Source organism: Streptomyces sp. NPDC051636, assembly GCF_044453765.1.
Taxonomy (GTDB): Bacteria; Actinomycetota; Actinomycetes; order Streptomycetales; family Streptomycetaceae; genus Streptomyces.
This window is the reverse complement of the sequence record NZ_JBITDA010000005.1, coordinates 146,343-159,025: the sequence shown is the minus strand read 5'-3', so window position 1 is coordinate 159,025 and position 12,683 is coordinate 146,343. Positions and strand designations below refer to the sequence as shown.

Genomic DNA, 12,683 nt, shown 5'->3' with positions numbered 1-12,683 from the left:
GTCCGGACACCACGCAACACCCCGGCGGCCCACAGGCCGGGGCGAAGGTCCCGTACGCCCAGTCGGGGCGCTCGCAAGGCGCAGTAGGCTTCGGCGCGAGAGCCGGAGCCCCTGTACCCATGGGGACACACCAGCCCGAGGAGCGCCCCGAATGAGCCTGACCCTGAGGACCATCAGTCGAGAGCAGCATCTGGCGTACATCCAGAGCCTGCCGTCGGCGAGCCACATGCAGGTCCCGGCCTGGGCAGACGTCAAGGCGGAGTGGCGCTCCGAGAGCCTCGGCTGGTTCGACGAGCGGACCGGCCAGCTGGTCGGCGTGGGCCTGGTCCTCTACCGCCAGCTGCCCAAGATCAAGCGCTACCTCGCCTATCTCCCCGAGGGCCCGGTCATCAACTGGTTCGCGCCGAATCTGGACGACTGGATCCAGCCGATGCTGGCCCACCTCAAGCAGCAGGGCGCCTTCTCCGTGAAGATGGGGCCGCCGGTGATCATCCGGCGCTGGGAGGCGGCCTCCATCAAGCAGGGCATCCAGAACCCGGACGTGAAGCGGCTGCGCGACATCGAGGCCGACTTCATCGAGCCCCGTGCCTTCGAGGTGGCCGACAAGCTGCGCCGCATGGGCTGGCAGCAGGGCGAGGACGGCGGCGCCGGCTTCGGCGACGTACAGCCCCGCTACGTCTTCCAGGTACCGCTCGCGAACCGCTCCCTGGAAGAGGTCCACAAGAACTTCAACCAGCTGTGGCGCCGCAACATCAAGAAGGCCGAGAAGGCCGGCGTCGAGGTCGTCCAGGGCGGCTACCAGGATCTCGCGGAATGGCAGCGGCTGTACGAGATCACGGCCGTGCGCGACCACTTCCGGCCTCGCCCGCTGGCGTACTTCCAGCGCATGTGGACAGCCCTCAACACCGAGGACCCCAACCGCATGCGGCTGTACTTCGCCCGGCACAACGGCGTGAACCTGTCGGCGGCGACGATGCTGATCGTCGGCGGGCACGTCTGGTACTCCTACGGCGCCTCCGACAACATCGGCCGCGAGGTCCGGCCCTCGAACGCCATGCAGTGGCGGATGCTGCGCGACGCCTACGCGCTCGGCGCCACCGTCTACGACCTGCGCGGCATCTCCGACTCGCTGGACGAGACCGACCACCTCTTCGGCCTGATCCAGTTCAAGGTGGGCACGGGCGGGCAGGCAGCGGAGTACCTCGGCGAGTGGGACTTCCCGCTCAACAAGCTGCTCCACAAGGCGCTCGACATCTACATGTCGCGCCGCTGAGCCCCGGCGGTTTGATTCCATAGCCTTCACAGCGTTCACACGTCTGCCCCACCGCAGCCACGAGAAAGGTTCCAGGTCCGGCCATGGCGCTCACGCTCTACGTCGACACCGCGCGCTGGCGGGCGCACCACAAGCACGTGCAGGAGCAGTTCCCGGGGCTCGTCCCGGTCTGCAAGGGCAACGGCTACGGCTTCGGACACGAGCGCCTGGCGGAGGAGGCCACGCGACTGGGCGCGGACGTCCTCGCCGTCGGCACGACGTACGAGGCCGCGCGCATCAAGGACTGGTTCGGCGGTGACCTGCTGGTGCTGACGCCGTACCGGCGCGGCGAGGAGCCCGTGCCGCTGCCCGACCGGGTCATCCGGTCGGTGTCGTCGATCGACGGCGTGTACGGGCTCGTGGGGGCCCGTGTGGTCATCGAGGTGATGTCCTCGATGAAGCGGCACGGCATCAGCGAGCAGGACCTGGCGCAGCTGCACTCCGCCATCGAGAACGTCCGGCTGGAGGGCTTCGCCATCCACCTGCCGCTGGACCGCACCGACGGCTCGGACGCCGTCGAGGAGGTCATCGGCTGGATGGACCGGCTGCGCGCGGCCCGGCTGCCGCTGCACACGATGTTCGTCAGCCACCTCAAGGCCGACGAACTCGCCCGGCTCCAGCAGCAGTTCCCGCAGACCCGCTTCCGCGCCCGCATCGGCACGCGGCTGTGGCTGGGGGACCACGACGCCACCGAGTACCGCGGCGCGGTCCTGGACGTCACACGCGTCGCCAAGGGCGACCGCTTCGGCTACCGCCAGCAGAAGGCGGCCTCGGACGGATTCCTGGTGGTCGTGGCGGGCGGTACGTCGCACGGGGTGGGCCTGGAGGCCCCGAAGGCCCTGCACGGCGTCATGCCGCGCGCCAAGGGCGTCGCACGGGCCGGCCTCGCCACGGTGAACCGGAACCTTTCTCCGTTCGTCTGGGGCGGCAAGCAGCGCTGGTTCGCCGAGCCGCCGCACATGCAGGTGTCGATCCTCTTCGTACCGGCGGACGCGCCCGAGCCGACCGTCGGCGAGGAACTGGTGGCCCATCTGCGGCACACCACCACGCAGTTCGACCGGCTCGTCGACCGCTGACGCGGCTCCGGGCAGCCGAAAGGCCGTACACGGGTCCCTCCGGACCTTCCGTGTACGGCCTTTCGCGTTTTCCAGGCCTCGCCCTGTTCGCTCAGAGCGAACCGTCTCCGTCTCCGGAAGAGACCGGCCCCCGGCTGCCCCACTCCACCTGGAGACCGTACGGCCCCTCGACGTGCGCGGCCTGCCTCGGCGGGTGGGCCGCCGCTCCGAGGGCGAACACGTCCTCCGCACCGTCGAGCACCCCGCCCGAGGGGTCGTCGTCGCCGGAGCGGCGCACCACGTCCCGCTCCGGCAGGAGGATGTCCCGCACCACGACGGCGCACAGGTACAGCGTGCCCAGCAGGTGCACCGCGATCGCCCAGTGGTAGCCGTGGGTCGGCAGGCCCTTGTGGGCGTCCCCGCTGGTCGTGTACGCCAGGTACAGCCAGATGCCCAGGAAGTAGGCGACCTCGCACGCCTGCCAGATCAGGAAGTCCCGCCACTTCGGCCGGGCGAGCACGGCCAGCGGGACCAGCCACAGGACGTACTGCGGTGAGTAGACCTTGTTGGTGAGGATGAAGGCCGCCACTATCAGGAAGGCGAGCTGCGCGAAGCGCGGCCGGCGCGGGGCCGTGAACGTGAGCACCGCGATGCCCACGAACGACAGCACCACCAGCAGGGTGGCGTAGAAGTTGACCGTGTCGGTGCTGGGCGGGTCGGTCGAGTTCTGGGCCCAGATCAGCCAGAAGGAGCCGAAGTCGACGCCCCGGTCGTGGCTGAAGCTGTAGAACTTCGACCAGCCGTCGAAGGCGAAGAGCATCACGGGCAGGTTGACGGCGAGCCAGGAGACCACCGCGCCGCCCACGGCCGTGAAGTACTCCCGCCACTTGCCCGCGCGCCAGCACAGCACGAGCAGGGGCCCGAAGAGGAAGACGGGATAGAGCTTGGCGGCCGTGGCGAGTCCCAGGAGGACGCCGAAGGCGAGGGAACGGCCCCGGGCCCACATCAGCATCGCCGCGGCCGTCAGAGCCACCGCCAGCAGGTCCCAGTTGATGGTGGCGGTCAGCGCGAAGGCGGGCGCCAGGGCGATCAGGAGGCCGTCCCAGGGGCGCCGGGCGTGGGTGCGGGCGACGCAGACGGCGATGACGGCGGCGCACACCATCAGCATTCCGGCGTTGACGAACCAGTACCACTGCTCCTGGTGCTGGATGCTGCCGCTGTGGGGCGTGAGCCAGGAGGCCACCTCCATGAAGACACCGGTCAGCACCGGGTATTCGAGGTACTCCATGTCCCCCGGGAGCTTGTCGAAGTACGGCACCAGCCCGTCGGAGAAGCCACGCCCCTGATAGAGGTGCGGGATGTCCGAGTAGCACGCGTGGGTGTACTGGGAACTCGCGCCGAAGAACCAGGCGCCGTTGTAGCAGGGCGCCTTCTGGACCAGACCGAGGGCGAACATACCGATCGCCACGAGCGCCACGACCCGTACGGGAGTCCACCAGGACGTCCCAAGCAGGGCGCGCCGCCCGATGGGGCCGCCGATCAGGTCACTGCCGGCCGCGGCGACCTCGTCCTCCTTGGTCGGCCGCACGGGCTCTTCTCGGGCGGGTCGCACCGGCTCGGGCTCGTGCACGCTCGCGGGCGTCATTTCTGCACTGGGCATGAGGCACATCCTGCCGTACCCGCCTAGGAATACGCCGAGGGCCGCCGCACCTCGTGGGTGCGGCGGCCCATGTTTCACGTGAAACACCCGCAGCGGGCGAAATGACCGCCAACCGATCCGGGCTCCGGTCTAGCCGGCCGGTCCGGCGAAGATGCCTCCATTGCCGTTGCCTCTGGTGTTGCCGTTTCCGATGGTGTCCGTGGGTGTCGGCGAGTCGGTGACACCACCGTCCGTGCCGCCCGTGTCGGTGCCGCCGGTGTTTTCACAGTTGCCCCAGCCGAACTGGCAGGACTCGGTCGGCGTGGGCGACGACGGGGTGGGCGTATCGCTGGGCGTGGGGCTCGAGGACTCGGTCGGGGTCTCGCTCGGCGGCGTGATGGTGACCGACGGCGTCGGGGACGGAGCACCCGGCTCGTCCGAGACCTCGCCGATCTCCTCGGCCTCCGGGAAGCCCGGGTCCGACTTGCCCTTGAGCGCGGCCTTCATGTACTCGGTCCACACCGAGGTCGGGATGTCACCACCGTGGATGGACTCCACGCCGGCCGTGCCGTTCATGGAGAGCAGCTCGTGGTCCTTCGGGTTCTCCCGGAACATCGCGACCGACGTCGACAGCTGCTGGGTGTAGCCGACGAACCAGGCCGACTTGTTGCTGTCGGTGGTACCGGTCTTGCCCGCTGCCGTACGGCCCAGGGCCTTGGCGTTCTGACCCGTACCGTTCTGGATGACGTTCTCCAGCGTGTCCGTGACGTTGTTCGCCACGTTCGCGTCCATGGCCCGAGTGGTCTTCGGCTTGGTGAAGCCTTGCAGCTCCTGCCCGTCCTTCTTGACCGCGGTCACCGAATACGGGTCCGCCTGCTTTCCGGAGGCGGCGAACGTCGCGTAGGCGTCCGCCATGCGGATCGCGCTCGGGGTCGAGGTGCCGATGGCGAAGGACGGGTTGAGCGTGGAGAAACTCGCGTCCAGGATGCCGGCCGCCTTGGCGACGTCGCGTACCTTGGTCAGCCCCACATCCACGCCGAGCTGCACGAACGGCGTGTTGACGGACTGCTCCATCGCCTTGCGAAGGGTGATGTAACCCCAGGCGCGGTCGCTCTCGTTGTTCTGGAAGAAGGTCGAGTTGTCCTTGTTCAGGAAGTACGTGCCGTCCGGCCTTCTCACCTTGAGGTGATCATTGCCGTTGTACTTGCTCAGCGGCGAGAGCCCGACCCCGTCGGTCTCGTACGTGCCGTACTCCATGGCCGCCGCCAGCACGAACGGCTTCCACGTCGAACCGACGGGGACACCCGAGGTGTCGGCGTTGTTGGTGAAGTGGCCGTTCTCGTATCCGTCACCGCCGTAGAGCGCCACGATCGCGCCGTCATTGGGCACCACCGAGGCCGCACCGAACTGGACGTACTTGTCGAGTTTGCGCGTCTTCGGGTCGAGGCGCTGCTTCTCGATCTTCTTCACGGCCGCACTCAGGGCGTTGACCTTGTCCTTGTCGAAGGTCGTGTAGATCTGGTAGCCGCCCTTGTCGAACTGCGCCTCCGTGATGTCGGAGTGCGCCAGGACGTACTTCTTCGCCGTGTCGGCCAGGTAGCTGATCTGACCGGTCATGCCCTTGGTCGCCTTGCGGCCCTGAGGCGTGGGGTACTTCTTGATCGCTTCCTGGTACTGGGCGTCGGTGATGTGCTTGTCCTTGTGCATCTCGCCGAGGATCCAGTGCCAGCGTTCCTTGGACCGCCGGGTGTTGGCGTCCTGAGTCGCCGACTTGTCAAGATCCGGGTTGCCCGCGGGGTCGTAGTACGTCGGACCCTTGAGCAGCGCTGCCAGGACTGCGCACTGGCTCGGCGTGAGTTTGACCGCGTCCACGCCGTAGTACGTCTGCGCGGCGGCCTGAATGCCGTAGGCGCCGCGTCCGTAGTACGAGGTGTTCAGGTAGCCCTGGAGGATCTGCTTCTTCTGGAGCTTCGTCCCCACCTTGATGGAAATGAGCATCTCCCTGAACTTCCGGGAGACCGTCTGCTGCTGGCTCAGGTACGTGTTCTTGACGAACTGCTGGGTGATCGTCGAACCACCCTGCGTCTGACCCCCGCGCGCCATGTTGACCAGGGCCCGGGCGATACCCATGGGGTCGACCCCGGAGTCCGAGTAGAAGCTCTTGTTCTCGGCCGAGATCACCGCCCACTGCATGGCCTCGGGGATCTGGTCGATGGTGACGTTCTGCCGGTTCACGCCCGTGCCGGTGGCCACCATCTGCTTGCCGTTGGCCCAGTAATAGACGTTGTTCTGCGACTGGGCGGCGACGTTCTCGCTCGGGATGCCGACCATGAAGTAGCCGACGCCGAACAAGGCGACCAGGCTGCCGACGAAGCCGATGAAGAGTCCGGAGACGAGCCTCCAGGACGGCACCCAGCGGTGCCACCCGAACTTGCCCGCCCGCGGGTAGTCGATGAACCGCTTCTTGGCGGGCACGCTGGACCGGCCCCTGCCACGCCCGGGCCCGGTCGGCCCGCCGCGCCGGCCGCCCGGCCCGGTGTTGTCGGCCGCTCTGCGGCGGCCGCCTCCGTTTCTCTGCGCCGCACGGCGAGCCTCGGCACGGCTGCCGTACTGGCGCTCATCACCCCCCGGCCCATAGGAGTCGGAAGGAGACCCGGTGGCGCCACGCGGAGCCGCACGGCGGCCGGAGGACGAGCCGGACTGGCCGCGTCGGGCCGCGGCACGTCCGCCTCCCTGCGGCTGCGGCGGTTTGCGACGGTGCTCGCTCATCGAACGATTACTCCTCGGGCAGGCGCACCCGTGCGCGCCTGGAAACGGCGGCTGGTTTCCGGTCCCCCCGAAGTACGGATGCGGTCGTTCCTGCATTCACCCGTACTGCACCGGGGGCGATGACGCCCCCAGGCGTCACTTGGTTCCCGGTGGTGTGCATGCCGCACAGACTACGCACCGCCAAAACCTGCCGAGTCCCGAAGTTCACACCAAATCGGGCAACTTGCCTCCTACGAATCGGTGATGTGATCCCGTTCACCGTTCTCCCCCTTGTCGCATCCGGAAGGCCGTTCTATCGTCGGGATGTATCGAGTCGATACATCAGAGCGAGATAAGCGAGACGGCGACGAGAGGAGGCGACGATGAGCCGGCGTTCCGGAATCCTCGAGTTCGCCGTACTCGGCCTGCTCCGCGAGTCCCCGATGCACGGCTATGAGCTGCGCAAACGACTCAATACGTCCCTCGGCGTGTTCCGTGCGTTCAGCTACGGAACGCTGTACCCCTGCCTCAAGACGCTGGTCGCCAACGGCTGGTTGATCGAAGAACCGGGGAGCACGCACGAGGACGCCCTCGCCACTCCGCTCACCGGACGCCGCGCCAAGATCGTCTACCGGCTGACGGCGGAAGGTAAGGAGCACTTCGAGGAACTACTCTCGCAGACCGGCCCCGACGCGTACGAGGACGAGCACTTCGCGGCACGTTTCGCCTTCTTCGGGCAGACGTCGCGCGATGTCCGCATGCGCGTGCTGGAGGGCCGGCGCAGCCGGCTGGAGGAGCGCCTGGAGAAGATGCGCGCCTCCCTGGTCCGCACGCGGGAGCGCCTCGACGACTACACGCTTGAGCTCCAGCGCCACGGGATGGAGTCCGTGGAGCGCGAAGTGCGCTGGCTGAACGAGCTCATCGAGAGCGAGCGGGCCGGACGGGACCTGAAGGGTTCTGCCTCCGGGGGGTCCGCTCAGCAGGACACCACATCTGGAGCGTCGGGCGGCCTGCCCCGTCCCGGGGACACCCCCGGGACGGATACGCCCGACGACACCGCCACGTGAGTCCCACTCAGGGCCTCACTCGTACACACAGGGAGCAACCGGAATGGGTTCGGTTCGCGTAGCCATCGTCGGCGTCGGCAACTGCGCCGCGTCGCTGGTGCAGGGAGTCGAGTACTACAAGGACGCCGACCCGGCGTCCAAGGTCCCCGGCCTGATGCACGTGCAGTTCGGCGACTACCACGTCGGTGACGTCGAGTTCGTCGCCGCCTTCGACGTCGACGCGAAGAAGGTCGGCCTCGACCTCTCGGACGCCATCGGTGCCAGCGAGAACAACACCATCAAGATCTGCGACGTCCCGAACAAGGGCGTCACGGTCCAGCGCGGCCACACCCTCGACGGTCTCGGCAAGTACTACCGCGAGACCATCGAGGAGTCCGCCGAGACCCCGGTCGACGTGGTCCAGGTCCTCAAGGACAAGCAGGTCGACGTCCTCGTCTGCTACCTGCCCGTCGGTTCCGAGGACGCGGCGAAGTTCTACGCCCAGTGCGCCATCGACGCCAAGGTCGCGTTCGTCAACGCCCTTCCGGTCTTCATCGCCGGCACCAAGGAGTGGGCGGACAAGTTCACCGAGGCAGGCGTGCCGATCGTCGGTGACGACATCAAGTCGCAGGTCGGCGCCACCATCACCCACCGTGTGATGGCGAAGCTGTTCGAGGACCGCGGTGTCCGTCTCGAGCGCACCATGCAGCTCAACGTCGGCGGCAATATGGACTTCAAGAACATGCTGGAGCGCGACCGCCTCGAGTCCAAGAAGATCTCGAAGACGCAGGCCGTCACCTCGCAGATCCCCGACCGTGACCTGGGCGAGAAGAACGTCCACATCGGTCCCTCGGACTACGTGGCCTGGCTGGACGACCGCAAGTGGGCGTACGTCCGCCTCGAAGGTCGTGCCTTCGGTGACGTCCCGCTGAACCTGGAGTACAAGCTCGAGGTCTGGGACTCCCCGAACTCGGCCGGCGTCATCATCGACGCCCTGCGTGCCGCGAAGATCGCCAAGGACCGCGGCATCGGCGGCCCGATCCTGTCGGCGTCGAGCTACTTCATGAAGTCCCCGCCGGTCCAGTACTTCGACGACGAGGCCTACGAGAACGTCGAGAGGTTCATCCGCGGCGAGGTCGAGCGCTAAGCAACGCTCCGCTCAAAAACCGCTCCTGCCAGGGCTGAGAGGGTCCCCGGGTTCCACGACCCGGGGACCCTCCCTTGTGTGAGGCTGTGCACCATGCCCGTCGTCCGTGACCTGCGCGTCCTGCTGCGCCCGCGCGACTTCCGGCGCCTGCTCGCCGTACGCCTGCTCTCCCAGGGCGCCGACGGCGTCTACCAGGTCGCACTCGCCGCCTACGTCGTCTTCTCCCCGGAGAAGCAGACCTCGCCCGCCGCGATCGCCTCGGCTATGGCTGTCCTGCTGCTGCCGTACTCGCTGGTCGGCCCCTTCGCCGGGGTCCTGCTGGACCGCTGGCGGCGCCGCCAGGTCTTCGTGTACGGCAATCTGCTGCGCGCGCTGCTGGCGGTGGGCACCGCTGTGCTGATGGCCGGCGACGCCCCGGACGCGCTGTTCTACGCCTCCGCGCTGTGCGTCACCGCCGTCAACCGCTTTGTCCTCTCGGGCCTGTCCGCCGCGCTGCCCCACGTCGTCGACACCGAGCGCCTGGTGATGGCCAACTCACTCTCCCCGACCGCCGGTACGCTCGCCGCGACCGCGGGCGGCGGCCTGGCCTTCGCCGTACGGCTGGTGGTGTCCGACTCCGATGCGGCGGTGGTGCTGCTCGGTGCCCTGCTGTACCTGTGCTCGGCCCTCGTCTCCCTGACCATGGCCGCCGAACTGCTCGGTCCCGAGGGGGAGCCGGCGCAGCCACACGTGGGCGCGGCGCTCGCCGGCAGCGTTCGTGGTCTGCTCGCCGGTGTACGCCATCTCACCGAGCCCGCGCGGAGGGAGTCCGCCTGGGCGCTGCTGTCGATGACGCTGATGCGCTTCTGCTACGGCGCCCTGCTGGTCATGCTGCTGATGCTGTGCCGGTACGCCCTCTCCTCGGGCCCGGACGACGGACTCCGGCTGCTGGGGCTGGCGCTGGGCATATCGGGCGCGGGCTTCTTCGCCGCGGCGGTGGTGACCCCGTGGGCGGCCGGGCGGCTCGGTCCCGGCCGCTGGATCGTCGTGTGCGCCGCGTCCGCCACGCTCCTGGAACCCGCGCTCGGCCTTCCCTTCGCCACCGGGCCCCTGCTGGTCGCGTCGTTCGTCCTGGGGCTGACCACCCATGGCGCGAAGATCGCCACGGACACGATCGTCCAGTCATCCGTCGACGACGGCTTCCGGGGCCGGATCTTCTCTGTGTACGACGTGCTCTTCAACGTCGCCTTCGTCGGTGCCGCAGCGGTGGCCGCCCTGATGCTGCCCCCGGACGGCCGGTCGGTGGTGCTGGTGATTCTCGTCGCTCTGGTCTACGGAGCGGTTGCTGCGACTATGGCCCGCTTTGAGCGCCGGTAAATGTCACATCAAAGACACAGAGTCCCTCTGGGTTACAGGGTTGTCATTGGGAGCCGCTAACTTACGTGGGTCTTATCTCGCGCCATGCGCACCCACACGTTCGAGGGGGACCCCCGAGTGACCACTCCGCCGCCACCGCAGGGCCAGGCTCCGTACCCGCCGCAGGGTCAGGCTCCGTACCCGCCCCAGCCCGGCTTCCCGCAGCAGGCCGGTACCGCGCCTTACGCTCCGGTCCCGCCGCAGGCTCCCAAGCGCAAGCTGGGCTTCAGGACAATCAAGAACATCGTCATCGTGGTGGCCGCCCTCGGCGCGGCCATCGGCGGCTACATAGCCAGCCAGGACGACGCCGACACGGCGAAGGTCGGCGACTGCATGCACCGGGGTAGCACCAAGGACACCGACCCGGACCTCGAGGTCGTGGACTGCAGCTCGTCGAAGGCGCAATACGTGGTGCTCGCCAAGATCAAGGGTTTGTACGCGACGGAGACCATGGCATCGCGCAAGTGCGAGGCCGAGGCCAAGGACTTCAAGTACACGTACACCGAGTCCGGTGACGGCAGCGACTTCCTGCTCTGCCTGAAGGACTACACGAAGTAAGACAAAATACCGAGAGGGGCGGTGTTTCACGTGAAACACCGCCCCTCTTCATGTCCCGGCCGGATTCGTGGGGGTGTTTCACGTGAAACATCCCCCTCCTTCACGACCTCAGCTCTGCTCGGCCCACCACTCCTTGAGCGCTGCCACCGCATCGTCGTGCCCCATGGGCCCGTTCTCCAGGCGGAGCTCCAGCATGTGCTTGTAGGCCTTGCCGATGACCGGGCCGGGCCCGACCCCCAGGATCTCCATGATCTGGTTGCCGTCGAGGTCCGGGCGGATGGCGTCGAGCTCCTCCTGCTCCTGGAGCTGGGCGATGCGCTCCTCCAGACCGTCGTACGCGCGGGACAGCGCGGTCGCCTTGCGCTTGTTGCGGGTGGTGCAGTCGGAGCGGGTCAGCTTGTGCAGGCGGTCCAGGAGCGGTCCCGCGTCGCGGACGTAGCGCCGGACCGCGGAGTCCGTCCACTCACCGGTGCCGTAGCCGTGGAAGCGCAGGTGCAGTTCGACCAGACGTGAGACGTCCTTCACCAGTTCGTTCGAGTACTTCAGGGCCGTCATGCGCTTCTTGGTCATCTTCGCCCCGACCACCTCGTGGTGGTGGAAGGAGACCCGGCCGTCCTTCTCGAAGCGGCGCGTGCGCGGCTTGCCGATGTCGTGCAGCAGCGCTGCCAGGCGGAGGGTCAGGTCGGGGCCGTTCTCCTCCAGCGCGATCGCCTGCTCCAGAACGATCAGCGTGTGCTCGTAGACGTCCTTGTGCCGGTGGTGCTCGTCGCTCTCCAGGCGCAGCGCGGGCAGCTCGGGCAGCACGCGGTCCGCGAGACCGGTGTCGACCAGCAGCGCCAGCCCCTTGCGCGGGTGAGCGGACAGGATCAGCTTGTTCAGCTCGTCCCGGACCCGCTCGGCCGACACGATCCCGATGCGCCCGGCCATCTCCTTCATCGCGGTGACGACGTCGTCGGCCACCGCGAAGTCGAGCTGGGCGGCGAAGCGGGCGGCCCGCATCATCCGCAGGGGGTCGTCGGAGAAGGACTCCTCCGGCGTCCCCGGGGTGCGCAGCACCCGTGCCGCCAGGTCCTGGAGCCCGCCGTGGGGGTCGATGAACTCCTTCTCCGGCAGCGCCACGGCCATCGCGTTCACCGTGAAGTCACGCCGGACGAGATCCTCCTCGATGGAGTCGCCGTACGACACCTCGGGCTTGCGCGAGGTGCGGTCGTAGGCCTCCGACCGGTAGGTGGTCACCTCGATCTGAAAGCATCGATCAGCGTCTCCGACGCGGGCATCCTTTTGAGCCCCGACCGTGCCGAAGGCGATCCCGACCTCCCAGACCGCGTCCGCCCAGGGGCGCACGATCTTCAGCACGTCCTCGGGACGGGCGTCGGTGGTGAAGTCCAGATCATTGCCGAGCCGGCCGAGCAGCGCGTCCCGGACCGAACCGCCGACCAGGGCGAGCGAGAACCCGGCCTCCTGGAAGCGGCGGGCGAGGTCGTCGGCGACGGGCGCCACCCGCAGCAGTTCGCTCACCGCGCGGTGCTGCGCCTGACTCAGGGCGTTGGGGGTGTCTTCGTTGGCGTTCGGCACAACAGAAGAGGGTACGTGGCCCGGGCGCCCGGCAGCGCCTCCATTAAACGCACGGGAACATAGGCATGTGTTTCCTCACAAAGCATGCCTTTGGCGTGTACGCCGATTATCCCCTCGATCCCGGAAATACGGGACCGGTCGACGGTGTCCCCTCGATCTTGCGGAGCAGACTGCGGCACTTCCCCTCAGCGCACCTCGTTACCATGCG

Annotated in this window: 9 protein-coding genes; 6 read left to right on the top strand and 3 right to left on the bottom strand. The window is 68.0% G+C overall.

Annotated elements, in window-relative coordinates; all coding sequences use genetic code 11:
- Nucleotides 1-151: 151 nt before the first annotated feature.
- Nucleotides 152-1,273 carry a peptidoglycan bridge formation glycyltransferase FemX gene (gene femX / locus ACIBBH_RS12330; RefSeq protein WP_399404182.1) on the top strand — a complete coding sequence of 374 codons (1,122 nt, stop codon included), beginning with the start codon at nt 152-154 and terminating at the stop codon, nt 1,271-1,273.
- A gap of 83 nt (nt 1,274-1,356) precedes the next feature.
- Nucleotides 1,357-2,388, top strand: coding sequence for an alanine racemase (locus ACIBBH_RS12325; protein WP_399404181.1), 1,032 nt, complete (start codon nt 1,357-1,359; stop codon nt 2,386-2,388).
- 91 nt (nt 2,389-2,479) lie between these two features.
- Here the strand turns inward: ACIBBH_RS12325 and ACIBBH_RS12320 are convergent, their stop codons facing one another.
- Both ACIBBH_RS12320 and ACIBBH_RS12315 read right to left on the bottom strand, forming a co-directional pair.
- On the bottom strand, nt 2,480-4,027 hold the full coding sequence (locus tag ACIBBH_RS12320) for a glycosyltransferase family 87 protein (RefSeq protein WP_399404180.1): 1,548 nt from the start codon (nt 4,025-4,027) through the stop codon (nt 2,480-2,482).
- Between the two features lie 129 nt (nt 4,028-4,156).
- Complete coding sequence (locus ACIBBH_RS12315; protein WP_399404381.1) at nt 4,157-6,418, bottom strand: transglycosylase domain-containing protein; 2,262 nt, start codon at nt 6,416-6,418, stop codon at nt 4,157-4,159.
- Nucleotides 6,419-7,137: 719 nt separating this feature from the next.
- Here ACIBBH_RS12315 and ACIBBH_RS12310 point away from each other — a divergent pair.
- The 4 genes from ACIBBH_RS12310 (at nt 7,138) to ACIBBH_RS12295 (ending at nt 10,900) form a co-directional block, all read left to right on the top strand.
- Nucleotides 7,138-7,821 (top strand): PadR family transcriptional regulator, encoded by a 684-nt coding sequence (locus tag ACIBBH_RS12310; protein ID WP_399404179.1) that lies wholly within the window; start codon nt 7,138-7,140, stop codon nt 7,819-7,821.
- Nucleotides 7,822-7,864: 43 nt separating this feature from the next.
- Nucleotides 7,865-8,947, top strand: coding sequence for an inositol-3-phosphate synthase (locus tag ACIBBH_RS12305; protein WP_399404178.1), 1,083 nt, complete (start codon nt 7,865-7,867; stop codon nt 8,945-8,947).
- A gap of 93 nt (nt 8,948-9,040) precedes the next feature.
- Complete coding sequence (locus ACIBBH_RS12300; protein ID WP_399404177.1) at nt 9,041-10,303, top strand: MFS transporter; 1,263 nt, start codon at nt 9,041-9,043, stop codon at nt 10,301-10,303.
- 84 nt (nt 10,304-10,387) lie between these two features.
- Nucleotides 10,388-10,900: a hypothetical protein gene (locus ACIBBH_RS12295; protein ID WP_399404176.1), complete on the top strand. Its 513-nt coding sequence runs from the start codon at nt 10,388-10,390 to the stop codon at nt 10,898-10,900.
- A gap of 108 nt (nt 10,901-11,008) precedes the next feature.
- Here ACIBBH_RS12295 and ACIBBH_RS12290 read toward each other — a convergent pair whose 3' ends face one another.
- Entirely contained in the window at nt 11,009-12,475 is a 1,467-nt protein-coding gene (locus tag ACIBBH_RS12290; protein ID WP_399404175.1) for a CCA tRNA nucleotidyltransferase, read from the bottom strand.
- Nucleotides 12,476-12,683: the final 208 nt, after the last annotated feature.

Bases quoted from the DNA above. Each gene is read 5' to 3' on its own strand.
- femX (WP_399404182.1), top strand. From the start codon at position 152: ATGAGCCTGACCCTGAGGACCATCAGTCGAGAGCAGCATCTGGCGTAC.
- ACIBBH_RS12325 (WP_399404181.1), top strand. From the start codon at position 1,357: ATGGCGCTCACGCTCTACGTCGACACCGCGCGCTGGCGGGCGCACCAC.
- ACIBBH_RS12320 (WP_399404180.1), bottom strand. From the start codon at position 4,027: ATGCCCAGTGCAGAAATGACGCCCGCGAGCGTGCACGAGCCCGAGCCG.
- ACIBBH_RS12310 (WP_399404179.1), top strand. From the start codon at position 7,138: ATGAGCCGGCGTTCCGGAATCCTCGAGTTCGCCGTACTCGGCCTGCTC.
- ACIBBH_RS12305 (WP_399404178.1), top strand. From the start codon at position 7,865: ATGGGTTCGGTTCGCGTAGCCATCGTCGGCGTCGGCAACTGCGCCGCG.
- ACIBBH_RS12300 (WP_399404177.1), top strand. From the start codon at position 9,041: ATGCCCGTCGTCCGTGACCTGCGCGTCCTGCTGCGCCCGCGCGACTTC.
- ACIBBH_RS12295 (WP_399404176.1), top strand. From the start codon at position 10,388: ATGCGCACCCACACGTTCGAGGGGGACCCCCGAGTGACCACTCCGCCG.